At 71.0% G+C, this 25,325-nt stretch carries 16 protein-coding genes and 1 pseudogene; 8 read left to right on the forward strand and 9 right to left on the reverse strand.

Going from position 1 to position 25,325, the window contains the following annotated elements; translation table 11 throughout:
- Positions 1-56: 56 nt before the first annotated feature.
- The gene (gene fxsT, locus ACFVDM_RS08895; protein WP_383634945.1) at positions 57-3,044 is read left to right on the forward strand and encodes an FxSxx-COOH system tetratricopeptide repeat protein; all 2,988 of its coding nucleotides are present in this window, start codon (positions 57-59) and stop codon (positions 3,042-3,044) included.
- 90 nt (positions 3,045-3,134) lie between these two features.
- On the opposite strand, the gene ACFVDM_RS08900 is transcribed toward fxsT, so the two are convergent.
- The 5 genes and pseudogenes from ACFVDM_RS08900 to ACFVDM_RS08920 all read right to left on the reverse strand — a co-directional run.
- Positions 3,135-6,923, reverse strand: a complete 3,789-nt coding sequence (locus tag ACFVDM_RS08900; RefSeq protein ID WP_383634947.1) for a multifunctional oxoglutarate decarboxylase/oxoglutarate dehydrogenase thiamine pyrophosphate-binding subunit/dihydrolipoyllysine-residue succinyltransferase subunit — start codon at positions 6,921-6,923, stop codon at positions 3,135-3,137.
- 257 nt (positions 6,924-7,180) lie between these two features.
- Complete coding sequence (locus ACFVDM_RS08905; RefSeq protein ID WP_383634949.1) at positions 7,181-8,257, reverse strand: ATP-binding protein; 1,077 nt, start codon at positions 8,255-8,257, stop codon at positions 7,181-7,183.
- Positions 8,254-8,991: a response regulator transcription factor gene (locus ACFVDM_RS08910; protein WP_383634951.1), complete on the reverse strand. Its 738-nt coding sequence runs from the start codon at positions 8,989-8,991 to the stop codon at positions 8,254-8,256. The genes ACFVDM_RS08905 and ACFVDM_RS08910 overlap by 4 nt, the downstream gene beginning before the upstream one ends.
- 246 nt (positions 8,992-9,237) lie before the next feature.
- A complete protein-coding gene (locus ACFVDM_RS08915) occupies positions 9,238-9,930 on the reverse strand; it encodes a spermidine synthase (protein WP_383634953.1) in 693 nt (230 codons plus the stop codon).
- A gap of 953 nt (positions 9,931-10,883) precedes the next feature.
- Positions 10,884-11,453, reverse strand: a pseudogene (locus tag ACFVDM_RS08920) (isochorismatase family protein); the annotation flags it as partial.
- Positions 11,454-11,688: 235 nt separating this feature from the next.
- On the opposite strand from ACFVDM_RS08920, the gene lon reads away from it, so the two are divergent.
- The gene (gene lon / locus ACFVDM_RS08925) at positions 11,689-14,109 is read left to right on the forward strand and encodes an endopeptidase La (RefSeq protein ID WP_383634955.1); all 2,421 of its coding nucleotides are present in this window, start codon (positions 11,689-11,691) and stop codon (positions 14,107-14,109) included.
- A 105-nt stretch (positions 14,110-14,214) separates the two neighbouring features.
- Here the strand turns inward: lon and ACFVDM_RS08930 are convergent, their stop codons facing one another.
- Both ACFVDM_RS08930 and ACFVDM_RS08935 read right to left on the reverse strand, forming a co-directional pair.
- A complete protein-coding gene (locus ACFVDM_RS08930) occupies positions 14,215-14,895 on the reverse strand; it encodes a polysaccharide deacetylase family protein (RefSeq protein WP_383635447.1) in 681 nt (226 codons plus the stop codon).
- Positions 14,896-15,192: 297 nt separating this feature from the next.
- The gene (locus ACFVDM_RS08935) at positions 15,193-16,038 is read right to left on the reverse strand and encodes a lysozyme (RefSeq protein WP_383634957.1); all 846 of its coding nucleotides are present in this window, start codon (positions 16,036-16,038) and stop codon (positions 15,193-15,195) included.
- Between the two features lie 240 nt (positions 16,039-16,278).
- Here ACFVDM_RS08935 and ACFVDM_RS08940 point away from each other — a divergent pair, with 240 nt between their 5' ends.
- Entirely contained in the window at positions 16,279-16,776 is a 498-nt protein-coding gene (locus ACFVDM_RS08940; RefSeq protein ID WP_383634959.1) for a MarR family winged helix-turn-helix transcriptional regulator, read from the forward strand.
- Positions 16,777-16,831: 55 nt separating this feature from the next.
- Here the strand turns inward: ACFVDM_RS08940 and ACFVDM_RS08945 are convergent, their stop codons facing one another.
- Positions 16,832-17,617: a hypothetical protein gene (locus ACFVDM_RS08945; RefSeq protein ID WP_383634961.1), complete on the reverse strand. Its 786-nt coding sequence runs from the start codon at positions 17,615-17,617 to the stop codon at positions 16,832-16,834.
- A gap of 364 nt (positions 17,618-17,981) precedes the next feature.
- Here ACFVDM_RS08945 and ACFVDM_RS08950 point away from each other — a divergent pair, with 364 nt between their 5' ends.
- From ACFVDM_RS08950 to ACFVDM_RS08970, 5 genes are read left to right on the forward strand one after another with little or no spacing between them, the layout of a single operon-like run.
- Entirely contained in the window at positions 17,982-20,993 is a 3,012-nt protein-coding gene (locus ACFVDM_RS08950) for a nitrate- and nitrite sensing domain-containing protein (protein ID WP_383634963.1), read from the forward strand.
- Positions 20,990-21,472, forward strand: a complete 483-nt coding sequence (locus tag ACFVDM_RS08955; protein WP_383634965.1) for a roadblock/LC7 domain-containing protein — start codon at positions 20,990-20,992, stop codon at positions 21,470-21,472. The genes ACFVDM_RS08950 and ACFVDM_RS08955 overlap by 4 nt, the downstream gene beginning before the upstream one ends.
- On the forward strand, positions 21,469-21,885 hold the full coding sequence (locus tag ACFVDM_RS08960) for a DUF742 domain-containing protein (RefSeq protein WP_383634967.1): 417 nt from the start codon (positions 21,469-21,471) through the stop codon (positions 21,883-21,885). The genes ACFVDM_RS08955 and ACFVDM_RS08960 overlap by 4 nt, the downstream gene beginning before the upstream one ends.
- Complete coding sequence (locus ACFVDM_RS08965; protein ID WP_383634969.1) at positions 21,866-22,516, forward strand: ATP/GTP-binding protein; 651 nt, start codon at positions 21,866-21,868, stop codon at positions 22,514-22,516. The genes ACFVDM_RS08960 and ACFVDM_RS08965 overlap by 20 nt, the downstream gene beginning before the upstream one ends.
- Positions 22,517-22,557: 41 nt before the next feature.
- Positions 22,558-23,793, forward strand: a complete 1,236-nt coding sequence (locus ACFVDM_RS08970; RefSeq protein ID WP_383634971.1) for a styrene monooxygenase/indole monooxygenase family protein — start codon at positions 22,558-22,560, stop codon at positions 23,791-23,793.
- A 118-nt stretch (positions 23,794-23,911) separates the two neighbouring features.
- Here the strand turns inward: ACFVDM_RS08970 and ACFVDM_RS08975 are convergent, their stop codons facing one another.
- Positions 23,912-25,084 carry an NlpC/P60 family protein gene (locus tag ACFVDM_RS08975; protein ID WP_383634973.1) on the reverse strand — a complete coding sequence of 391 codons (1,173 nt, stop codon included), beginning with the start codon at positions 25,082-25,084 and terminating at the stop codon, positions 23,912-23,914.
- Positions 25,085-25,325: the final 241 nt, after the last annotated feature.

Below are 25,325 nucleotides of genomic sequence, written 5' to 3' on the forward strand. Positions count from 1 at the left end.
CGATGGTGCCCCGGTGTATGTTGACAAGGCTCGTATCGAGGCAGGGAGACGGCTGAATGCCCGGAACGCGTAAGCACGTTGGAGTAGCCGGGACGGACACCGTCACGATCAGTTTCGCCGGCTTCAACCGCGCGTGGGCGGCCTGGATCACGGACCGACTGGAGCGGCGCGGGGTGACGGTCGTCCAACAGCGGTACGACCCCCCGGTCTCGGTCCCGCTGGAGGAGTCGCTGCGCGATCTCACTCTTGCCCCCGGACGTGTCCTGGTGATCCTCAGCGACTGGTACTTCCAGCTCGGTCCCCGCAGCCACGAGGAGTGGAACCGGGCCCTGCGCTCCGAAGTGGCCCCCCACCCCGACCGGTTTGCCGCCGTCTCCGTCACCACGTCCGCGCTCCCCGGAGCCACCGCCGCCCTCGCTGCCGCCGACCTCACCAACATCGGCGCGGAGGAGGCGGAGCGCCGGCTCCTCGTCCGGCTGGGACTGCCCACCGGCCCCCTGGCCGACGTGGGCCCGCCCGGACCGCGATTCCCGTCCGACACCCCGCAGGTCTGGGGCGGAGTCCCGCGCCGCAACATCCGATTCACCGGGCGGGAGCAACTGCTCAACGACGCCTATCGGGCGCTCCAGGACTCCGGACCGGGCGCGGGCGTCGTCACCCTGCACGGCATGTCCGGTGTCGGCAAGACCCAGCTGGCCGCCGAGTACGTCTACCGCTTCGGCTCCGAGTACGACGTGGTGTGGTGGGTGCCCGCGGACCGGCGCGCGCTCTACCGGCAGAAGCTCGCCGAACTCGCCCCGGAACTCGGTCTGTCCACCGGTGCCGAGTACGGCGAGCGGCTGCGCGCCGTACGCGACTCGCTGCGTCGCGGCACCCCGTACGGCCACTGGCTGCTGATCCTGGACGGCGCCGACGAACCCGACCAGATCGGGGACCTGGTACCCACCGGACCCGGACATGTGCTGATCACCTCCCGCAACCCGGAGTGGAGCGAGCACAACAGCAACCTGGTGGAGATCCCTGTCTACCGGCGTGAGGAGTCCGTGGCGTTCATCCGCCGCCGGGCCCCGCGCCTGACACTGGCCGAGGCCGATCAGCTCGCCGTGGCCCTCGAAGACCTGCCGCTGCTCCTCGACCAGACCGCGGGCTGGCTCAATGACTCGGACCTGTCGGTCGAGGAATACATCGAACTCCTCGAAGGCGGCATCGACCAGAACGTCGTCAAGGTCTCCGCCGACTTCCCACTCGCCTTCCAGACGGCCTGGTCGATACTGCTCAACAAGATCAGGGACACCGTTCCGGAATCCGTGGATCTGCTGCGGCTGTGCAGCTTCTTCGCACCCGGCTCGATCCCGGTACGACTCCTGAAGGAGATGCCTCCCGGGGACCTGCCCGAACAAGTCGCCGGGCTGATGAACGATCCCCTGCTGTGGAACCGGGCGATCGGCCAGCTCCGCCAGTACTCCGTGGTCCGGCTGGAGTCCCACGAGTCGGTCGTCGACGCGACGTCCTCCGGGGAATCCCTCTACATGCACCGCATGGTCCACCAGATCGTCGGTCATGACATGACCGAAGAGAACCGGGAGGAGTTCGTCGACGTCGTCCGGCGCGCCCTCGCGGCGGCGGACCCCGGCCGTCCGGCCGACACTCGTACGTGGCCCGCGTACGCCGAGATCACCCCGCATCTGAAGTGGGCCGACGTACTCAGGAGCACGGACCCGGCTGTGCAGACGCTGGTCCTCAACTGCCTGCGCTACATGTACATGTCGGGGGAGTACCGGGCGGGCATCAAGCTGGGCGAACGCGCCATGACCGCCTGGAAGGAGATGTTCGGCGAGAACCACCTCAGGATCTGGGACCTCAGCTACCACTACGCCAACCTGCTGCGAGCGGTCGGAGACTACGCGGCCACCGAGGTCATCGAACGCGCGGCGGTGAACCATCTGCGGGAGCAGCGGGGCACCCACGATCTGGAGCATCTGCGCGCTGCCAACGGGCTGGCGGCCGATCTGCGCGGACTGGGGCGATACGACGAGGCGCTGGACATCTCCAACTGGGTACTGGCCGGCTACCACGAACTGCTCGGCGATCAGGACTACCGCACGGTCAACGCACAGAACAACCTGGCCGTGACGCTCCGGCTGCTCGGCAGGTACACCGAATCCCTCGAACTCAACGGACGCACCCTCGACGCCCGCCGTCAGCTCCTGCGTCAGCGGCACACCTGGACCCTCCTCTCGGAGATCCACTACTCCACCGACCTCCGGTTCCTCGGACGCTACAACGAGGCGCTGTCGCTGCAGAACCAGAGCGTCCAGATGCACCGTCGCGTTCTGGGCCCGGACCATCCGCAGACCCTGTGTGCCGAGCACAACCTCGCTCTGTGCCACTACCGGAGCGGTGACCGGGCCGGTGCCGCCACCTTGTTCAGCCGGGTCCTGGAGCGAGGCGAGCGTGTTCTGGGGGAGAACGACCCGCTGACGATGATGTTCGCGGCGGGCCAGAGCTGCTTCGCCAGGGAGCACGGCAACATCGACCAGGCCAGGGCCATAAGCGAGAAGGTCGTCGGCGGCTATGCGGACATCCTCGGCGAGAACCACCCGTACACGTCGGGCACCCGGTCCAACCACGCGCTGATCCTGCGCAACGTCGGGGAGCGCGAGCACGCTCACGCCCTCCTGGAGGAATCGCTCGCCGCGATGACCCGGGCCGTCGGCGAGAACCATCCGTGGACGCTGGGCTGCGGCATCAACGCCTCGGCGCTGCGGAACCTGATGGGTGACCCCGAGGGTGCCGCCGAGCTGACGGACTCCGTCATCGTGCGCGCGGTCGAGACCCTGGGCCGCACCCACCCACTGACCCTCTCGGCCCGGATCGCCCACGCCGCCGATCTGCGGGGCCTGCAGGACCGGCAGCGGGCCGAGAAGATCGAGGGCGAGGCGCTGGAGGATCTGGTGTCCACGCTCGGCGCTCAGCATGTGCACACGGTGTCGGCCCGTTCCCGGAACCGCCCGTACTGGGACTTCGAGCCACTGGTCATCTGAGACCGGCGACTGGTCGCCGCTCGGAACCACCGGAAAGGCCCGGTCCGCGCAATGCGCGGACCGGGCCTTTCCCTGTGACCGTGGTGCCGCTCAGGCCTCGAAGACCTCCGCGACCAGCTGCGCCTGCTCGGCCTGGTGGCGCTTGGCCGAGCCGACCGCCGGGGACGAGCTGTGCGGCCGCGAGATGCGGCGCAGGCGCTCGCCGTGCGGGACGTCCGCGCCGACGGCCAGGTCCAGGTGGTCGATCAGGTTCAGGGCGATGAACGGCCAGGCGCCCTGGTTGGCCGGCTCCTCCTGGGCCCAGAGGTACTTCTCGGCGTTCGGGTACTTGGCGATCTCGGCCTGGAGCTCGGCACCCGGCAGCGGGTACAGGCGCTCCAGACGGATGATCGCGGTGTCCGTGACGCCGCGGCTCTGACGCTCGGCCTCCAGGTCGTAGTAGACCTTGCCGGCGCAGAAGACGACCTTGCGGACGGCGCTCGGGTCGACGGTGTCGTCGCCGATCACCGGGCGGAAGCCGCCGGTGGTGAACTCCTCCGCCTTCGAGGCCGCCGCCTTGAGGCGGAGCATCGACTTCGGGGTGAAGACGATGAGCGGCTTGTGGTGCGGGTTGTGCACCTGCCACCGCAGCAGGTGGAAGTAGTTCGACGGCAGGGTCGGCATCGCGACCGTCATGTTGTTCTGCGCACAGATCTGGAGGAAGCGCTCCGGGCGGGCGGACGAGTGGTCCGGGCCCTGGCCCTCGTAACCGTGCGGCAGCAGCAGCGTGACGCCGGAGGTCTGGCCCCACTTCTGTTCGGCCGAGGAGATGAACTCGTCGACGACGGTCTGCGCGCCGTTGACGAAGTCACCGAACTGCGCCTCCCAGATGACCAGCGACTCCGGGCGGGCCAGCGAGTAGCCGTACTCGAAGCCCATCGCCGCGTACTCGCTGAGCAGCGAGTCGTAGACGTTGTACCGGGCCTGGTCGTCGGCCAGGTAGAGCAGCGGGGTGTAGTCCTCGCCGGTCTTCTGGTCGACGAGCACCGCGTGGCGCTGACCGAAGGTGCCGCGGCGGCTGTCCTGGCCGGCGAGCCGGACCGGGGTGCCCTCCATCAGCAGCGAACCGATGGCCAGGGTCTCGCCCATGCCCCAGTCGATCGTGCCGTTCTCCACCGAGGTGGCGCGGCGCTGCATCTGCGGCATCAGGCGCGGGTGGACGGTGATCGAGTCCGGGATGTTGACCTGGGACTCGGCGATCCGCTTGACGACCTCGGCGGAGACCGCGGTGGTCACGGCCACCGGGAACTCGGCCTGCGGGTCGGAGACGTGCGGCTGCGCCGGCTGCGAGGTGGCCTCGCGGACCTCGGCGAAGACCTTCTCCAGCTGGCCCTGGAAGTCCTGGAGCGCCTGCTCCGCCTCTTCCAGGGTGATGTCGCCGCGACCGATCAGGGACTCGGTGTAGAGCTTGCGCACCGAGCGCTTCTTGTCGATCAGGGTGTACATCTGCGGGTTGGTGAACTCCGGGTTGTCGCCCTCGTTGTGACCGCGGCGGCGGTAGCAGATGAGGTCGATCACGACGTCCTTGTTGAACGCCTGCCGGAACTCGAAGGCGAGCCGCGCGACGCGGACGACGGCCTCGGGGTCGTCGCCGTTGACGTGGATGATCGGCGCCTCGATCATGCGCGCCACGTCCGTGGCGTACATCGAGGAGCGCGAGGACTCCGGGGCGGCGGTGAAGCCGACCTGGTTGTTGATCACCACGTGCACGGTGCCGCCGGTGCGGTAGCCGCGCAGCTGCGACATGTTGAGCGTCTCGGCGACGACGCCCTGGCCCGCGAAGGCCGCGTCGCCGTGGAGCGCGACGGGCAGGACGGTGAAGTCCGTGCCGCCCTTGTTGATGATGTCCTGCTTGGCGCGGGCGATGCCCTCCAGGACCGGGTCGACCGCCTCCAGGTGCGAGGGGTTGGCGGCCAGCGAGACCTTGATCTGCTCGCCGTCCAGTCCGGTGAAGGTGCCCTCGGCGCCCAGGTGGTACTTGACGTCGCCGGAGCCGTGCATCGACCGGGGGTCGAGGTTGCCCTCGAACTCGCGGAAGATCTGGGCGTACGACTTGCCCACGATGTTGGCGAGGACGTTGAGCCGGCCGCGGTGGGCCATGCCGATGACGACCTCGTCGAGGCGGGCCTCGGCGGCGGAGTCGATGACCGCGTCGAGCAGCGGGATGACGGACTCGCCGCCCTCCAGCGAGAACCGCTTCTGGCCGACGTACTTGGTCTGCAGGAAGGTCTCGAAGGCCTCCGCGGCGTTCAGCCGGCGCAGGATGCGCAGCTGCTCCTCGCGCTCGGGCTTGGGGCGCGGACGCTCCACCCGGTCCTGGAGCCACTTGCGCTGCTTCGGGTCCTGGATGTGCATGAACTCGATGCCGGTGGTGCGGCAGTACGACTCGCGCAGCACACCGAGGATGTCGCGGAGCTTCATCATCGTCTTGCCGGCGAAACCGCCGACCGCGAAGTCCCGCTCCAGGTCCCACAGGGTGAGGCCGTGCTCGGTGATGTCCAGGTCGGGGTGCTTGCGCTGGTGGTACTCCAGCGGGTCGGTGTCGGCCATGACGTGGCCGCGGACCCGGTAGGAGTGGATCAGCTCGAAGACCCGCGCGGCCTTGGTGACGTCGTCGTCGTGCGAGGCGTCGATGTCCTTGAGCCAGCGGACCGGCTCGTAGGGGATGCGCAGCGCCTTGAAGATCTCGTCGTAGAACTCGTTCTCGCCGAGCAGCAGCTGGGAGAGGACCCGCAGGAACTCGCCGGAGGCGGCGCCCTGGATCACCCGGTGGTCGTACGTCGAGGTCAGGGTCATGACCTTCGAGATGCCCAGCTTGTTCAGGGTGTCCTGGGAGGTGCCCTGGAACTCCGCCGGGTAGTCCATCGCGCCGACGCCCATGATGAGGCCCTGTCCGGGCATCAGGCGGGGCACCGAGTGGACGGTGCCGATGCCGCCGGGGTTGGTCAGCGAGGCGGTGACGCCGGTGAAGTCGTCCATGCCGAGCTTGCCGTTGCGGGCGCGGCGGACGATGTCCTCGTAGGCCTGCCAGAACTCGAAGAAGTTGAGCGTCTCGGCCTTCTTGATGGCCGCGACGACCAGCTGGCGGTCACCGTTCGGCTTCACCAGGTCGATGGCGAGGCCGAGGTTGACGTGCTCCGGCTTGACGAGGGTCGGCTTGCCGTCCTTCTCCGCGAAGGAGTAGTTCATCGCCGGCATGGCCTTGAGGGCCTGCACCATCGCGTACCCGATGAGGTGCGTGAAGGAGATCTTCCCGCCGCGGGCCCGCTTGAGGTGGTTGTTGATGACGATGCGGTTGTCGAAGAGCAGCTTCACCGGGACGGCGCGCACGGACGTGGCCGTGGGCAGCTCCAGCGAGGCGTTCATGTTCTTCGCGACCGCGGCGGACGGACCGCGCAGCGTCACGTATTCCGGACCGGCCGAGGCCTCGGTGTCCGCGGCGGCCTTCGCCTTCGCGGCGGGGGCCTTCGCGGCGGGCGCCGGGGCGGCCTTCGCGGGTGCGGCCTTCGCCGGGGCCGGGGCCGCCGGAGCGGCGGGCGCGGGCTGGGCCGCGGGCTTCGGGGCGGCAGCGGCGGGCGGTGCGGCCGGTGCGGCGGCCGGGGCCGCCGGGGTCACGGGCGCGGCACCGGGAACGGGCTTGTCCGCCGTGCCGGACGTACCCGGCTTGTAGTCGGCGAAGAAGTCCCACCAGGCGCGATCGACCGAACTGGGATCCTGGAGGTACTGCTGGTAGATCTCGTCGACGAGCCACTCATTGGGGCCGAAGGCAGCGGCCGGGTTCGTACCCGGGCCTGCTTGGTCGGTCGAGATGCTCGAGTTACTGGGGGACTGAGACGACACGGCGGCAACCGCCCTCTTCCGCTTCACAAGGTGATGGACAGCGGAAATCAAGGCTACGCCTCCCTGACCATTCCTTGCAGGCCGGGCCGGGCTTCGTCGTGCAAGTCACATCGGAAGACGGGTTTCGGCGCAGGAAATGGCGGGAAACAAGCCTGGTTCCGCTTCAGTCCGGGTACGCGAGGCCGAAGGTACGGCCCCCTGGACCGTACCCCTTGAACAGAACACGCAGAACGTGCCCTTCCGGCTCGAACCCTATGTCAACCTCGGGGCTGAGGGATCCCCGGAAGAGTGACGCGTATGCGGCAGCCGCGCGCGGATTCGGCCACGCCGATCCGGCCCCCGTGCAGATCCACCGCCCAGCGGGCGATCGCCAGGCCGAGGCCCGTGCCGCCGTCGCTGCCGGGGCCGTGCGGAGAGGGCACCTCGCCCCGGTTGAAGCGCTCGAAGACCCGGTGCCGCTCGGACTCCGGGATGCCGGGACCCTCGTCCGTGACCTCCAGGAGCAGCGACTCGGGCTGCGGGCCGCGCCGGGCCAGGACGGTGACCCGGCCGTGCGGCGGACTGTGCTTCACCGCGTTGTCGATGAGATTGGCCACCACTTGGTGCAGCCGCTCCGCGTCGGCGTGCGCGGTCAGCTCCGGCGGCGAGACGTCCAGATGCAGATGAACGTCCTTGCGGGAGTGGTTGCCCGAGCCCGAGGAGAGCCGGCGGTGCGTGGCGGCCAGGTTCGCCTCCTTGAGGACCCCGGAGAGATAGGGCCACACCTCGAAGCGGTTCGCCTTCAGCGTGACCACGCCGTTGTCCAGCCGGGACAGGTCCAGCAGCGTCTCCACCAGCCGGCCCAGCCGCTCGGTCTGTTTCAGCGCGGTGCGCATCGTCTCGGGATCGGCGGAGGACACCCCGTCCACCACGTTCTCCAGGACGGCCCGCAGCGCCGCGATGGGCGTGCGGAGCTCGTGGGAGACGTTCGCCACCAGCTCCTTGCGGTGCCGGTCCACGGCGGCCAGGTCGTCCGCCATCAGATTGATCGTCTGGGCCAGGTCGCCCAGCTCGTCGCGCCGGTCGGCGCCGCTCACCCGCCGGGTGTAGTCGCCGTGCGAGATCGACCGGGCCACCGCCCGCATCTCGTCCAGCGGCGCGGTCAGGCCGTGCGCCACGAACTGGGTGATCAGCAGCGTCGCGATCACCGAGAACACGGTGATGAAGCGCAGCTCCGTACGGGTGCGCAGCGCGACCATGAGCAGTCCGGTGGTGATGAACACCGAGACCACGACCAGTGTGCCCAGCTTGGCCTTGATGGAGAACGGCCGAAGCCCCGGTCCGGGCGGTGTCATGGCGCGGGGGTCTCCAGCGCGTAGCCGACGCCGTGCACGGTACGGATCCGCTCCGCGCCGATCTTCCGGCGCAGCGCCTTGATGTGACTGTCGACGGTCCGGGTGCCCGAGGCGTCCGCCCAGTCCCAGACCTCCGCCAGCAGCTGCTCCCGGGAGAGCACCGCGCGCGGGGTGTTGGCCAGGCAGACCAGCAGGTCGAACTCGGTCGGGGTGAGGTGCACGTCCTCGGCGCGGACCCGGACCCGCCGCTGGGCGTGGTCGATCTCCAGCTCGCCGAGGCGCAGTATGCCGCTGCGGGGCGTCACGGCGGCCAGCGCGGCCCGCTCCACCCGGCGCAGCAGGACGTGCACCCGGGCCGCCAGCTCGCGCATGGAGAACGGTTTGGTCATGTAGTCGTCGGCGCCGACGCCGAGCCCGACCAGCATGTCCGTCTCGTCGTCCCGGGCGGTCAGCATGAGGACCGGGACGGGCCGCTGGGCCTGGACCCGGCGGCAGACCTCCAGGCCGTCGAAACCGGGAAGCATGATGTCGAGGACCATCAGGTCCGGCTGCCAGGCCTCGGCCGCGTCCACGGCCGCCGGGCCGTCGAGCGCGGTCTGCACCAGGAAGCCCTCGGCCCGCAGACGGGCGGAGATGGCGTCGACGATCGTGGCGTCGTCCTCGACCACCAGCACACGGCGCTGCGCGCCCGGGGTGGCCGCGACACCTGTGTGGGTGGTGTGTGTCTGTTCCATCGCCCCGCCCCTGCCCGTTCTCACGGAGGTCATTCCCCCGGACGTACGGTCTTCGCTCGTGGATTTCGTGGGTGATCCCGCTATCGGTCAGCAGCGTAGAGGCAGCGGACGTCATCCGGCTACGCAGGGTGCAAGCCGGCACGGGCGCGCGGGGCACGGAACGGGCGCGGGGAAGAGGCGGAGTGTCGCGCTTGTGGCGCTTGGCCCCCGGGCGTCCCGGGGGTCCGCATACCCGGTGGGGGGATCTCAGGCCGGCCGGATTGCGAGATGAACCACGTCGGGCACACCTCGGGCAACGCCCACTTCTTCGGTACGGACCCCTGTGAATCCGGCATTCCGTAGGGCTTGTTCGAAGGTCTCGGACGGTTGTGCCGACCACACCGCGAGCACCCCGCCCGGTGTGAGCCGCGCCCGGCAGTCCGCGAGACCGGCCGGCGCGTAGAGATTCCCGTTGTCCTCCGTCACCGTCCAGTCCGGCCCGTTGTCGATGTCCAGGCACAGCGCGTCGTAACAGTCCGTAGTCATATGCAGATATGTGACGAGGTCCGTCGTCAGGATCTCCGTACGCGGATCGGCGAGCGCCGGCCCCGAGATCCCGGCCAGCGGTCCGTTCCGGTGCCAGTCGACGATGGCCTCCTCCCGCTCGGCGACCGCGATCCGCCCCCATCGGGGCTCGTCGGCCGCGCGCGCCAGCGAGAATCCCACCCCCAGCCCGCCGATCAGCACGGCCGGATCGGTCCGCTCCGCCGGCAGCGCCTCCAGCGCGGCATCGATCAGCAGCCGCTCGGACCGCCCGTCCGAGGTGTCCATGAGGAAGCACCCGTTCGCGATGATCTCGAAGTCGTCGCCCCGCCTGCGCAGCACGACCTCTCCGTACGGCCCCTCCCTGCGGTCCAGGGTCACGGGGGCGAGGGCGTCGGGGCCGAAAGCAGCAGGCATGGCGCGGGTATCTCCGGTGGGTGTCCGTCGGTCGGTCTCCCGCCATCCTGTCGCGACGGGGACGGCCGGGGCCAATGGGGGCGTGGGCGCGGGGCCGCGCCCCGTCAGGGACGCGGTGTCTTCTCCCCGTGCGCCGCGAGGTGCTCGGCGGCCAGCCACGGGGCCAGGTCGTCGACGAGGAGGGAGAGGACGGCGGGGTCGGGGCTCGGGGTCCGGGCGACGCGGGCGGCGGTGCGGATCTGCTCCGCCCGGTCCGGAGCGTCGGGGCGGTAGCGGGCGAAGAGCTCGGCGGAGCGGGTGAGGTCGCTGGTCCAGCCGCCCCATTCGGGCATGACGAGGGTGAAGGCGGTGCGCACGACACGGCGGGCCACGCCCCGGCTCAGGGCGCGGCGGGCGTCGTCCGTGGCGGCCTCGGCGGCGCGGGCGCGCCAGTTCGGGAGCAGGAGGCACAGATCGCCGTTGGTCTCGCGGGCGAGGAGCGAGGTGGGGCGGTAGCGGGGGAGCCGGCCCGCGAGGTCGTCGCCGAGCAGCGGGGTGCAGAGACAGGCGGTGAAGAAGCCGAGGTCGTGCCGTTCCAGCCGGCTGAGCAGGGTGTCGGCGGAGGCCAGCAGCACCCCGGCGCCGTCGATCACGTCGAAGGCGGCGTCGAGTTCCGCCCCGAAAGCATCGGCGGTTTTCCGGTCGCCGTCCGTGGGCGCCGAGCGCAGGGCGATCTGCAGATCGAGGTCCGAGACGCCGGGGACGGCGGTGCCGCGCGGGATGCTCCCGTAGACGTACGCGCTGTCGAGCCGGTCGGGGCCGAAGGCCGCGGCGATCGCCTCGCGCGCCGCCGCGACCACGGGGGCGAACTCCGCGGTGACCCGGTCGAGCGCGCCCTCGCGCCGGATCAGACCGTCCCGGTCCAGGCCCCGTTCCGCGTACGTGTCGGCGGACCGCGCCGTTCCGGCCGGGAACGGGGGCGCGGCGAAGGACACCCGGGCGGCCGGTGTCGTCACGTCGGAATCGGCGCTGACCGCCCAGGCGGCGACCCGGGACACCACGGCGGCCGGGACCGCCTCGCTGACGCCGGGTACGGCCGGGACGTCCTGCGTGGCGTGGGCGTCATGGGGGAGGACCACCCGGTAGTCCCGCGCCAGCGCGGTGCGGGCCGTCGCCTGGACACACATCTCCGACATCACCCCGCACAGCGCGACCGCCTCCACCCCGGCCCCGTCCAGCAGCGCGCCCAGCGGCGTCCCCGCGAACCCGTCGTCCCGGGTCTTGCGGACCACGAACTCCGACGGGCCCGGCCGCACGGGCAGGTGCAGCTCCCAGCCCGGGGTGTACGGGGCGTCGCCCGACCCCGGGCCGCCGTCGTTCTGGAGGTGCACCACCAGGGCGCCCGCGGCCCGCGCCCGCGCCAGCAGCCCCGCCGTCCGCTCCAGCAGCGCGTCCGCGCCGGGAACGGCCCGGTCGCCGGTCACCCCCGCCTTCTGCACATCGACGACGATCAGGGCCTGGACGGGAAGCGGGAAGCCGGTCATGGGGTCATCCTGTCGGGCCGCGGCGCGCCGTTCCACACGATTCCCGCCCGGCCGCGCGCCACGGGGCGGGGCCGGGGACTACCCGGGGCTCGTGCCGCGTTGGCAGGGGTGTCCGGAAGCGGCGTCCCCCGGACGGCGTACCGCGATCGCTCACAGCGAACACACCCTCGGGAACATTGGGAGGCTCATATGCATTGAGTCCACATAGCTCAACTTGAATGCCGAAGGGGAGATCATGGCTACTGAGTCCACTGCCGTCACGCCGCTGGTTCTGCCTGTGCTGCCGCTCGACGACGAGGTCGTGCTGCCCGGCATGGTGGTGCCTCTGGACCTGTCCGACACCGATGTGCGCTCCGCGGTCGAGGCCGCGCAGGCCGCCGCCCGGGACGGCGGCGGCAAGCCCGAGGTGCTGCTCGTCCCGCGCATCGACGGGACCTACACCGGGATCGGTGTCATCGGCACCGTCGAACAGGTCGGCCGGCTCTCCGACGGCGACCCCGGCGCGCTCATCCGCGGTCGCGGACGGGTGCGGATCGGGGCCGGGACCAGCGGCCCCGGCGCCGCCCTCTGGGTGGAAGGGACCCGGGTCGACGTCTCCGTCCCCGACCCCCTCCCCGGAGCCGTCGCCGACCTGGTCAAGGAGTACAAGGCGCTCGCCACCAGCTGGCTGAAGAAGCGCGGGGCCTGGCAGGTCGTGGACCGGGTCCAGCAGATCGAGGGCGTTTCCGCGCTCGCCGACAACTCCGGGTACTCCCCCTTCCTCACCACCGCCCAGAAGGTGCGCCTGCTGGAGACCGCCGACCCGGTCGCCCGGCTGAAGCTCGCCATCCAGTGGCTCGGTGAGCACCTCGCCGAACAGGACGTCGCCGAGTCCATCGCCAAGGACGTCCAGGAGGGCGTCGACAAGCAGCAGCGCGAATTCCTGCTGCGGCGCCAGCTCGACGCCGTCCGCAAGGAGCTGTCCGAACTCAACGGCGATCCGGAGGACGAGTCCGACGACTACCGGGCCCGCGTCGAGGCCGCCGATCTGCCCGAGCACGTCCGCGAGGCCGCGCTCAAGGAGGTCGACAAGCTGGAGCGCTCCTCCGACCAGAGCCCCGAGGGCTCCTGGATCAGGACCTGGCTGGACACCGTTCTCGAACTGCCCTGGACCGAGCGGACCGAGGACGCGTACGACATCAGGGGCGCCCAGGAGGTCCTGGACGCCGAGCACGCCGGTCTCCAGGACGTGAAGGAACGCATCACCGAGTACCTCGCCGTGCGCAAGCGCCGGGCCGACCGCGGTCTGGGCGTCGTCGGCGGGCGGCGCGGCGGCGCGGTCCTGGCCCTCGTCGGCCCGCCCGGCGTCGGCAAGACCTCGCTCGGCGAATCCGTGGCGCACGCCATGGGCCGGAAGTTCGTCCGCGTCGCGCTCGGCGGCGTCCGGGACGAGGCGGAGATCCGCGGCCACCGGCGTACGTACGTCGGGGCGCTGCCCGGCCGTATCGTCCGCGCCATCAAGGAGGCCGGTTCGATGAACCCGGTCGTCCTGCTCGACGAGATCGACAAGGTCGGCTCCGACTTCCGGGGCGACCCGGCCGCCGCCCTCCTCGAAGTCCTCGACCCGGCGCAGAACCACACCTTCCGCGACCATTACCTGGAGGTCGAACTCGACCTCAGCGACGTCGTCTTCCTGGCCACCGCCAATGTGCTGGAGGCCATCCCGGAGGCGCTGCTGGACCGCATGGAGCTGGTCAGGCTCGACGGGTACACGGAGGACGAGAAGGTCGTCATCGCCCGCGACCACCTGCTCCCGCGCCAGCTGGAGCGGGCCGGTCTGGAGAAGGACGAGGTCGCTCTGGACGAGTCGGCGCTGCGCAAGCTGGCCGGCGAGTACACCCGGGAGGCCGGGGTCCGGAACCTGGAGCGGGCCGTGGCCCGGCTGCTGCGCAAGGTCGCGGCCCAGCACGAGCTGGGCGACCGGGAGCTGCCGTTCACGGTGACGGAGGACGATCTGCGCGGCCTCATCGGCCGTCCGCACCACGTCCCCGAGTCCGCACAGGACCCGGCCGAGCGCCGTACCGCGGTGCCGGGCGTGGCCACCGGGCTCGCGGTGACCGGAGCCGGCGGTGACGTGCTCTTCGTGGAGGCCTCGCTGGCCGATCCGGAGACCGGGGCGTCCGGGCTGACCCTGACCGGTCAGCTCGGCGACGTCATGAAGGAGTCGGCGCAGATCGCGCTGAGCTTCCTGCGGTCGCACGGCGCGGAGCTGGAGCTGCCGGTCGCGGATCTGAAGGACCGCGGCGCGCACATCCACTTCCCGGCGGGCGCGGTCCCCAAGGACGGTCCGAGCGCGGGCATCACGATGACCACGGCGCTGGCCTCGCTGCTCTCCGGACGGCTGGTCCGCACGGATGTGGCCATGACCGGTGAGGTCTCGCTGACCGGACGGGTGCTCCCGATCGGCGGGCTGAAGCAGAAGCTGCTCGCCGCCCACCGGGCCGGCATCACCACCGTGGTGATCCCCAAGCGCAACGAGGCGGACCTGGACGACGTCCCCGCCGAGGTGCTGGACACCCTGGAGGTCCACCCGGTCACCGATGTCCGCCAGGTCCTGGAGATCGCCCTCGCCCCGGCCCAGGCCCCGGCGGAGCGCAGGATCCCGGCCGCGGCGTAGCCCCCGCGGCGTGACGGACGCGGCGGCACGCGCGCGGCCGGTACGGACGGCCCGCTTCCCCTCGCAGGAGGGGAGGCGGGCCGTCTCCGTGCGTACGGGGAGGGGTCAGGGGCGGTAGATCGTGCCCGGGACCGGCTCGGCGGGGGCCATCAGCTGGGGGACGGTGACGAAGGTGTAGCCCCGCTTCTTCAGCGTGTCGATGATGCCGGGGACGGCGGGCACGCTGCCCTTGTAGATGTCGTGCAGCAGGATGATGCCGTCCCGGCTCGCCTGGTCGAGTATCCGCTTCTCGATCAGTGCGGAGTCGGTCGTGGAGTAGTCCTTGGCGGTGGCGCTCCACAGGATCTGGGAGAGCCCGAGGTCCTTGCTGATCCCGGAGACGGTGTCGTCGGTCCGGCCCTGCGGCGGGCGCATCAGCCGGGGCTTCTTGCCGGTGATCGCCTCTATCGCGTCCTGCGTCTTCGCCAGCTCGGCGCGTATCTCGGCGGGCTTCTTGTCCGTCAGGATCTCGTGCGACCAGGTGTGGTTGGCGACCTCGTGCCCCTCCGCCTCGATCCGGCGGACGGTCTCGGGGTGCTTCTTCACGTGGTTCTTGCCCAGCAGGAAGAAGGTGGCGTGGACCTTCTTCTCCTTGAGGATGTCCAGGAGGTGGGGGGTGTCCTCGGCGGGCCCCGCGTCGAAGGTGAGCGCGATGCACTTCGCCTTGCGGCAGTCGACCGGGCCGAGCTCCCCCTTGGCGTCCGTACCGGCATCGGCGCGGGCGGTCGCGGGAGCGGTGGTCTCCATCGAGCAGCCGCTCAGTGTCAGCGTGAGCACGGTCACAAGGCCGGCGGCCAACCCCGCGGTGATCGATTTCGTCCTACTGGGCACTACAGGTCACTCCCTCGTGGTTCAGCCCGCACGCATGTGCGGACTGCCAGGACTATACATAGCGCGTATACATGCGATGTATAGGGGGTGCCTTTTGATCTGAGCGCGTCATCGTACCTGGTCAGGGCTGCGGATACGGGCGGAGCCCGGTGACGGGGTGCATCACCGGGCTCCGTAACGGCCGGGGCCGACCGCTCTCCTGTGCGTACGGCACTAGCCGTTGGCCAGGGCCTGTACGCGGTCGAGGGCACCGTTGAAGTGGTTGTGGTCGCCCACCGTCGGGCCGGACGAGGTGTACTGCCAGATCGTGTAGTAGCCCCAGCCGGCCGGGAGCGTGCCGACCGTGGTGTTGTAGCGGGCCACCCACAGCGGGTTGGTGGTGCCGAAGCTCGCGTTGTTCCCGGTGCAGGTCTGCCACCAGCTCGTCGCGGTGTAGATGACCGCGTCGCGTCCGGTGCGCGCCTTGTAGGTGTTCACGAAGTCGCGGATCCAGGAGACCATTCCGGCCGCGGTCTTGCCGTAGCACTGCGCGCCGTACGGGTTCCACTCGATGTCGAGCACGCCGGGGAGCGTCTTGCCGTCCTTCGACCAGCCGCCGCCGTGGTCCACGAAGTAGTTGGCCTGCGTGGCGCCGCTCGTCGTGTCCGGGGTGGCGAAGTGGTACGAACCCCGGATCATCCCGACGTTGTACGAGCCGTTGTACTGCTGGGCGAAGTACGGGTTGGTGTAGTACGTGCCCTCGGTGGCCTTGGTGTAGGCCCACTTGACGCCGCTGTTCCAGAGCGTCGACCAGGCGACGTTGCCCTGGTGGCTGCTGACGTCCACGCCCTCGGTCTGGACGGCGCGGGTGGTGGGCAGGCCGCCCTGGCCGTCGTGGGCGACGACGCCCATGCCCATGGTGGCCGTGCCCCGGGCGGGTGCCGTGGGGTCGCCGGCGGTGGCGGCCGCGCCGGCGGTGGTGGGCAGGGCTATGAGCAGGGAGAGGGCGGCGAGGAGGGTTCCGGCCGCGGCGAAGCGCGAGCGGCGGTGGGTCCTGGTGCCGGATCTGTGCACGAGCATGACGTGCCTCCGAAGGGCATGGGTGGGGGGAGCTGCGGGGGGACGTGCGGACCCGGAGGCGCGTGGGGCGCGCCCCTGGTGCGGCATGCAATGGTGTGAACATGCCATGCATGACGCTACGCACGTAGACCCGGTGGCGGAAGAGGGCCTGGGCGCCGCCGTTGGTCTACTCCTGCGAAATACTGGCCAAGCTGCGGCGATGACCTGTGGTGAAAGAAATTTTCAGCGACGGGAAAGCTCATGAGGGGTGTTGACGTGCACGGGAGCGAAAGCGGGAGTGAACCCGGCGCATCCGGGGGGAATGGTGTGGACCACGAGTTCCTCGCCCTGGAGGTGGAGTTGGCCGTCTTCCTCCGCCGCGCCCGTGCCAACTCCGGTGAGATGGCGCGCGAGGTCCATCCCGAACTGGAGTCGGCCGCCTACGGTCTGCTCGTCCGCCTCGAATCGGCCGGGCGCCAGCGCGCCACCGACCTCGCCGCCTACTTCGGCGTCGGCAAGGCGACCATGAGCCGCCAGCTCCGCGCCCTGGAGAACCTCGGGCTGGTGGCCAGGGAGCCCGATCCGGCCGACGGGCGGGCCTTCCTCGTCCACCTCACCGACGAAGGCCTGGCCCGCTTCCGCAGCGTCCGCGACGCCCGCCGCGACCGCTATGTGCGCAAGCTCGCCGACTGGGACCGCGCCGAAGTCGCCGAGCTGGCCCGGCTGCTGCACCATCTGAACGCCCGCGCCGAGGACTGACGCCCGAACGCCCGCGCCGAGAGCCGGCGGCGGCTCCGGCGCGCCGCGGCCCCGCTCACAGTCGGGCGTAGACCGCCGTCGCGTCGTCGTGCGCCTTGCCGCGGCCCAGGTGCGTACGGTCGGTGTCCGCGTTCTCCAGGGTGCGCACGCGGCCGATCAGCCCTTCCGGGCCCTCCTTGCGGAGCACGCCCAGGCAGGCCGCCCAGTCGCCCTCGCGGAACATCTCCGTCCAGCGGCTCGCCCCGTCCGTCAGCGCCGCGAGCGCGCGCACGCCGGCGCGCGGGGTCCGCCCGGTCACCGCGCGTTCCGCGACGGCCGGGTCGGCGGCGGCCGTGAAGAAGCCGCCCTCCTTGTTCCGCACCCGGGCGTCCGCGATCTCCTCCGAGGCCAGGAACTCCGCGGGCACCCGGTCCAGCCGGTCGTCCAGCACGGCCGAGACGTCCCCCGCCGGGGACTCCAGCAGCAGCACCGAGTCGGAGAGCACCAGATGCTCCACCTCCTCCTCGTCCCAACGCGCCAGGACCACCGTCGCCTGTGGCGTGCGGACGTGAGAAAGGTCACACAGGGAGCGGTGGGTGTCAGCGGTGCGCCGGATGGACTCGGCGAGGATGTCCCGGAGGGTCAGATCTCGCCGCGATCCGGACAGTTCGACCAGTGATCCACCCAGCCGCGCGGTGAACCAGGGCACCGAGTGCACACAACCGTCGTCCCCTTGGGGCGGGGTCACTCCGTCGAGCAGGACGAGTCCCCCGCCCTGGCCGGACGCCGGAAGGACGGTGGCGGCCCAGTCCTCGTTCGGACGCCCCGGAGTACCGGCCGCCGTCGAGAGTTCGATACGCATGCGGCCAGTCTGCACGATGCCTTCACGGGCCCTGCACGGCCTGTGGATTGGCCCGTACCAGCAGGTCAGAGGGACGGAAGGAGCGGAAGGAATCCCTCCGGCCGGAGTGCGGCGGGGCATCTTGCCAAAGCCTGCCCCGAAGATCCAGCCGACCACCGGGGCGTGACGGGCGGTGCCCGGGGCGTGACTTGTTCGCCAACTCAGGAGTGCGGTTCACTCGTTCGAGTGGCGGAGCGGTTGATGCGCGCCCCCCTCTCAAAAGCACTGGAATGGTCAGAAGCCGTACCAGGAGACGGGGCGCTCGTTCACGTGACCGAGCGTCACCTCTGCTTCAAGGGCGGACGAGTCGAGATTGCGAGCACCGGTGCAGAAGAAGCGGCCTCGGAGCAAGGGCGGCAAGCAGAACGGTTCCGGGGCGACGGCTTCGGCGCAGGCCGGAAGCGGGCGCACCGTGCGCGTCCGCACCCGCCTCGTCGCGGGCGTCGCGGTCGTCGGAGTCACCGTCATAGCCGCAGGGGCGCCGGCGGTCCTCACCGCCTCCTCCGACCTGACCGACTCCCAGCGGCTGGTCACCCTCGCCGAGCTGAACCAGCAGGCGATCGCGCTCGCCCACTCCCTCGCCGACGAACGCGACGAGGTCACCGTCTTCATCGCGGCCGGCCGCACGGGCAAGCCCGGCCAGGACGGCACCGGAAGCCGCAGCGCCCGGGTCGACCAGCAGGTCGACGAGATCCGTGACGCGGCCCCCGTGGCCCTGCGCCGCGACCTCGCCACCATCCCCTCGCTGCGCCGGAACGCGATCGGTGGCAAGGGCACGGCCCTGGAGGCCCACCAGGCGTACTCCGAGGTCATCGCCAAGCTCCACGACCTCGCCGACGAACTGGCGGACAGCACCCCGCCGCGCGCCGCCCAGTCGGTCCGCGCCCCGCTGGCCCTCGGCCGCGCCACCGAACAGGCCTCCGCCACCCGCGGACTGCTGCTCGCCGCGCTCGCCGTCCCCGTCAAGGAGCCGGCCGCCCCACAGATCGACCCGTTCACCGGGCTGCCCGTCCAGACCCAGGACGAGGGCGAGACCAAGGAGGACCGCCTCCGCGACGAACTGAGCGCCGCCGCCCAGCGCTCCCGGACCGGCGAACTGTCCGCACTCGCCGAATTCGACCAGGCCGCCGGCGCCACCGGCCGCGACAAGCTGACCACCACGGTCACCGGACCCGAGGTCAACAGCGCCGAGAAGTACCTCGGCGCCCTCACCGACCGCCCCGAGCTGTCCGAGTCCGACCGGAAGGTCAGCCGCAAGAAGCTCACGGCGGCGCTGTCCGCCCGGGTCGACCGGATGCGCGGCGTCGAGTCCGCCCTGGGCACCGCGCAGGTGCAACGCCTCGAAGGGCTGCGCGACGACGACGTCACGGCGCTCGAACTGCGCATCGCGCTCCTCGGCGCCTGCTTCCTCGTCGCCGTCGGCGTCTCCACCGCCGTGGCCCGCACCCTCACCCAGCCGCTCGCCGTCCTGCGCATCGGCTCCGGCCGCCTCGCCGACGATCCCGAGACCGCGGAACCCGTCCGTTACACCGGCCGCAACGACGAGTTCGCCCAGGTCGTCCGGTCGATCAACACCCTGCACGGCCGGCTCCACGGACTGCTCCACGAGTTCAACGGACGGTTCGAGACGCTGGAGCGCGAACGCGGCGAACTCGTCGCCGGACGCGAGGCCCTCACCCTCCAGCGCGCCGAACTCCAGGTGCAGACCGCCGACCTGACGGCCCAGCTGGAGAAGCTGCGCAACACCGTCCACCACACCTTCGTCAACCTCTCGCTGCGCACCCTCGGCCTCGTGGAACGCCAGCTGGGCGTCATCGAGTCCCTGGAGGACCGCGAGCAGGACCCGGAACGGCTGGGCACGCTCTTCAAGCTCGACCACATGGCCACGGTCATGCGCCGCCACAGCGAGAACATGCTGGTCCTCGCCGGTGCCGAGCACGGACACGGGCACCCCGGGCCGATCCCGCTCGTCGACGTCCTGCGCGCGGCCGTCAGCGAGATCGAGCGGTACGAGCGGGTCACCATCCAGTCCCTGCCGCCGCACGCCCAGATCGCCGGGTTCGCCGCCGACGACCTCAGCCACCTGGTGGCCGAACTGCTGGAGAACGCCACCGCGTTCTCCCCGCCGAACTCCCAGGTCCAGCTCTCCGGCTGGCTGCTGGAGAGCGGCGAGGTGATGCTCTCCGTGCAGGACGAGGGCATCGGCATGTCGGCCGTACGCATGGGCGAGCTGAACACCCGGCTCGGCGACCCCACGCTCTTCGAGGCGGGGGAGCAGAGCGCCGACGGGGCCGGTCTCGGCCTCCAGGTCACCGCGCTGCTGGCCGCCCGCCACGGCGTACGGGTCGAACTGCGCGAGCAGAAGGGCAGCGGCGTCACGGCGGTCGTCGTCCTGCCCACCGCCCTGCTGCCCAAGGCGCCCCCGGCCGCCACCCCGCCGCCCGTCCGCACCCCGGGAGAGGCCCCCTCGCTCAACCTCCCCGGCTCGGTCGCCGAGGCCAACTCCAACGCCCTGCCGCAGCGCGGCGCGCTCGCCCCGGCCGACGACCCGCTGATCGCCGCCGCCGAGCGGACCCTGGCCGCCCGGGAGGCCGAGCCCGCCGCGGCCGAGGAACCGGTGGAACCCGCGGCTCCCGCCGGCACGGGTCCGGTGGACCCGGAGGGCACGGTGCCGGCCGTGGAAGCCGGGAGCGCCGCGTCCCCGGCGGAGACCGGGAGCGCCGAGGCTCCGGAGGAGTCCGGGGCCGCCGTGGAGGCCGAGGAGCCCGGGAGCGTCCGGCCGCCGGTCGAGTCCGAGGCCGAGCGGACGATGCAGGTCCGGATGCCGAAGCCGCCGCCCGTACCGGACGGGTTCGGAGCCGCCACGGCACCGGGCCGCGGCGAGGCGCCGGAGCCCGCCACCGCCGGCGGACCGTACGCCATCGGCCCCGACCGCCACGAGCGCACCCCCGACGAGGGCTCACACGAGCCCGTCGCGGGCCCCGTCGCCGAGGTGCCCGGACCGCGCAGGCCGGAGCCGGAGACGCGCGGGACCACGGAGCCCCAGGCCCCGGCGGTCACCGACAAGGGGCTGCCCAAGCGCACCCCCAAGGTCGTCAAGTCCGCCCCGGCCCCCGCGCCCGAGCGCAAGGGCGGCATCGACAAGGAGGCCCTGCGCCGCCGCCTCGGCGGATTCCACCAGGGCGCGAAGAACGGCCGCAGGGACGTCGAGGCGGAGATCGCCGAGGCCACCGCCCCCGCGGGCAGCACCACACGTACCGAACACACTGAGCCGGCCGGCCGTACCGACGGCCGTACCGGAGAGACGGGGGACACAGTCGAGGAGGCACGCAGTTGACTGCGCCCAGCACATATGGGCTGAGTACCGAGGCCCGTAACCTTCACTGGTTGCTGAGCAATCTGGTGGAGGAGGTGCCAGGGGTCCACTCGGTCACCGTCGTCTCGTCCGACGGACTCATGCTGCTCTCCTCCGACCCCGGCCACCAGCACGCCGCAACACCCGACGGGCGGCAGGACGGGCCCCGAGGCTCCAGCGCCGATCTGGCCACCATCGTCTCGGGCATCGGCAGCCTCACCATCGGCGCCGCGAAGCTCATGGACGGCGGCGGTGTCAAGCAGACCATGGTCGCCATGGACGAGGGCAGCGTCTTCGTCATGTCGATCAGCGACGGCTCGCTGCTCGGGGTGCACGCCACCCCCGACTGCGACATGAGCGTCATCGCGTACCACATGGCGCTCTTCGTCGGCCGCGCCGGACACGTCCTCACCCCCGAACTCCGCAGCGAGCTGCGCAAATCGATGGAGAGCGCCCAGTGACCCCCGCCGCCGCCCAGCCCGCCCGGAAACTTCCGGTGCGCGGTGCCGACAAACGGCCCGCGCGGGTACGCCCGTACTCACTCACCGGCGGCCGCACCCGCTTCGGCCACGTGCTGCTCGTCGAGACCTTCGTCGCCGCCCTCGAAGCCCCCGAGGAGCGCCGCGAGCTGCCCAACGGCAACCTCGCCGGCCGGGTCATGCCCGAACTGCGGGCCATCGTCGAACTCTGCCGCCGCATGCGCACGGTCGCGGAGATCTCGGCCCTGCTCAAGATGCCGCTCGGTGTGGTCAGAGTCCTCCTCAGCGACCTGGCCGACCAGGGAAAGATCCGCGTGTACGGAACCGGTCACGGCACCGGTCAGCCCGACCGCGCACTGCTCGAAAGGGTGCTCAATGGGCTCCGCCGTCTCTGAGTCGCCGCTGTTCGCCCCTCGCCAGCCGGGACCGGCGGACCGGACCGAGGAAGCACCGCAGGACTGGCAGCTCGACCACACCCGGGCCCCGATCGCCACGAAGATCGTGGTCGCCGGGGGCTTCGGCGTCGGCAAGACGACCTTCGTCGGCTCGGTCTCGGAGATCACCCCGCTCCAGACCGAAGCGATGATGACCCAGGCCAGCGAGGACACCGACGACCTCAGCGCCACTCCCGACAAGGTCACCACCACGGTCGCCATGGACTTCGGCCGCATCACGCTCGACGACGACCTCGTGCTCTACGTCTTCGGCACGCCGGGACAGCAGCGCTTCTGGTTCATGTGGGACGACCTGGTGCGCGGCGCGATCGGTGCCGTCGTCATGGCCGACACCCGGCGGCTCGCCGACTGCTTCCCCGCACTCGACTACTTCGAGAGCTGCGGACTGCCGTACATCGTGGCGGTCAACCACTTCGAGGGCACGCCCGGCTTCGAGGCCGGCGACGTCCGCGAGGCCCTGACCGTTCCGCCGCACGTACCGGTTGTGATCATGGACGCGCGCAACAGGATCACCGTCGTCGAATCGCTGCTGACTCTGGTCGGCCACGCCCTCGACGCCACCCCCGCCTAGCCCGTACGCACCCCCGTACGTACGCACAACGGAGAACCACGATGCGGAAGATACTCATAGTCGGAGCCGGTCAGTCCGGGCTCCAGCTCGCTCTCGGACTGCAGTCCAGAGGGTACGAAGTCACCCTCATGTCCAACCGTACGGCCGACGAGATCCGCTCCGGCCGGGTCATGTCGACGCAGTGCATGTTCCACACGGCCCTCCAGCACGAGCGGGACTACCAGCTCAACTTCTGGGAGTCCCAGGCCCCGCGCATCGAGGGCCTCGGCGTCTCGGTCGCCGGCCCGGACTCCTCGCGCGCCGTCGACTGGGTCGGCCGGCTGGACGGCTACGCCCAGTCCGTCGACCAGCGCGTGAAGATGGCCGGCTGGATGGAGACCTTCGCCCAGCGCGGCGGACAGCTCGTCATCCACGGCGCGGCCGTCTCCGACCTGGACTACTTCTCCCGCACCTACGACCTGGTGCTGGTCTCGGCCGGCAAGGGCGAGCTGGTGTCCATGTTCGGCCGGGATGCCTCCCGTTCCCCGTTCGACGCCCCGCAGCGCGCCCTGGCCGTGGCGTACGTCCACGGCATGGGCCCGCGCCCGGAGCACCCCGATTTCGACGCGGTCCGCTGCAACCTGGTCCCGGGCGTCGGCGAACTCTTCGTCATGCCCACCCTGACCACCTCGGGCCGCGCCGACATCCTGTTCTGGGAAGGCGTCCCGGGCGGGCCGCTCGACGTCTTCCAGGGCATCAAGGACCCGTCCGAGCACCTGGCGAAGACCCTGGAGCTGATGGAGCGGTTCACCCCGTGGGAGTACGCCCGCGCCACCAAGGTCGAACTGACCGACGCCAACGGCACCCTGGCGGGCCGTTACGCCCCCACGGTCCGCAAGCCCATCGGCCGGCTGCCCGGCGGCGGTCTGGTCCTCGGTGTCGCGGACGTCGTCGTCGCCAACGACCCGATCACCGGCCAGGGCTCCAACTCGGCGTCCAAGTGCGCGAACGCGTACCTGGACTCGATCATCGAGCACGGGGACCGCGCGTTCGACGCCGAGTGGATGCAGGCCACCTTCGACCGCTACTGGGAGACCGCCCAGCACGTCACCAAGTGGACGAACGCGATGCTCGGCGTTCCGCCGGAGCACGTGCTCAACCTGATCGGAGCCGCCGGGCAGCTCCAGCCGGTCGCCGACCGCTTCGCCAACGGCTTCAACAACCCGGCCGACTTCGAGAACTTCTTCTTCGACCCGGAGAAGGCGAACGCCTACCTCGCCTCGGTTTCCGGGGCGTGATCGTTTGACCGTTTGATCGCTCGGGGATCGATGGGTGATCGCTATGAGTGATTGATCGTTTGGCTGATCGATCGACCGGTCGACCGATCAAACGATCACGGCCTCCGTGTCCGACGCCCTACGCGTCGGGTGCGGAGGCCTCTCCGTATCCCTGGTCCGAACCGACGGAGGCGCCGTCGGGGAGTTCCGGCGGGGAGTACGAGGCCAACGGGGTGCCCTCCGGATCGGGGCGGACCGCGCCGAGCAGCGGGTTGGCGGCCAGGGGCGAGACCTTCACCACCGAGCCGGGGCGGGGCGCCTGCACGACGAGGCCGTTGCCGATGTAGATCGCCACATGCGTCGCCTTGGGGAAGTACACGATCAGGTCGCCGGGGCGCAGCGCGTTCACCGGGACCTTCCGCAACTGCCGCCACTGCTCCTGGGAGGTGCGCGGGATGGTACGGCCGGCGCTCGCCCAGGCCTGCGAGGTGAGCCCGGAACAGTCGAAGGAGTCGGGGCCCTCCGCTCCCCAGACGTACGGTTTGCCGATCTGCCGGATCGCGTAGCGGACGGCCGCGCCGCCCTCCTCCGTGGGCGGCCGCGACGAGGACAGGGCACCGGAGGCGACCAGGGCGTCCTGGGCCCGGTCCGTGCCCTCCTGTTCGAGCCGGTTCACACCGGCGAGCTGGTCGGTGGAGAGCGAGGCCAGCAGGGCCTCCACCTCGCCGAGCCGGGTGCGCACCGCGTCGCGTTCCTTCTTCTGGCGCGCCGCCAGGACCTGCGTGCGGTCCAGGACCGCACGCGAGGACTTCGCGAGTGCGGCGGCCCGCTTCTCCGCGCCGCCCAGCCGCTTCATGGTGGCCACCCGGCCGGCGGCCAGCCGCTGGATGACCTGTCCCTGGTCCAGTGCGGTCGCGGGGTCGCGCATCAGCAGCAGCCGCAGATAGAGGGAGAGGTCGGAACGGCCCTGGTACTGCTCACGGGCCAGCCGGCCCGCGTCGTCCCGGCTGCGGGACAGCGCGAGCCGGGCGGTGACCAACCGGGCGTCGAGCTTCTTCGCCTCGGCGGTCCGCTTCTTCAGCTCGGCAGCCGTTCCGTTGTAGGTCTCGGTGGCCTCCTCGGCCTGCTGGTAGAGGCTCTGGAGCCGGGTCAGCAGCGCGGGAACCCCGGTCGGTGCGGTCTGCGGCCCGGCCGCCGGGGCGGCGGGGTCCGACGGGCCGGGCGAGGGCGCCGGAGCGGCGGCGGCCGGTGAGGTCACGACGACGGCGGCCAGCGCCGCCGTGCCGATGGAGCGCAGGAGCCTGCCCGACACGACATCACCTCCGGGAACGGGGTGAATCGTGCGACTACCCCATGAGTGAGCGCAATTCGTCCATACGCTCACTCACCGAGGGGTGATGCAAGAACCTCCGGGGGTGGCGGCCGACCGATTCGCCCGACCGGCCGACCGCTGACTGATCGTTCGGCCCGTTGCATGATCGATTGACCGCTTCGCCCTTCGATTGATCGTTTTGCTGATCGGCCGATCGATTGATCGATCGCATCACCAAACG

The organism is Streptomyces sp. NPDC057682, from assembly GCF_042799575.1.
In the GTDB taxonomy this organism is placed as follows: Bacteria; Actinomycetota; Actinomycetes; order Streptomycetales; family Streptomycetaceae; genus Streptomyces.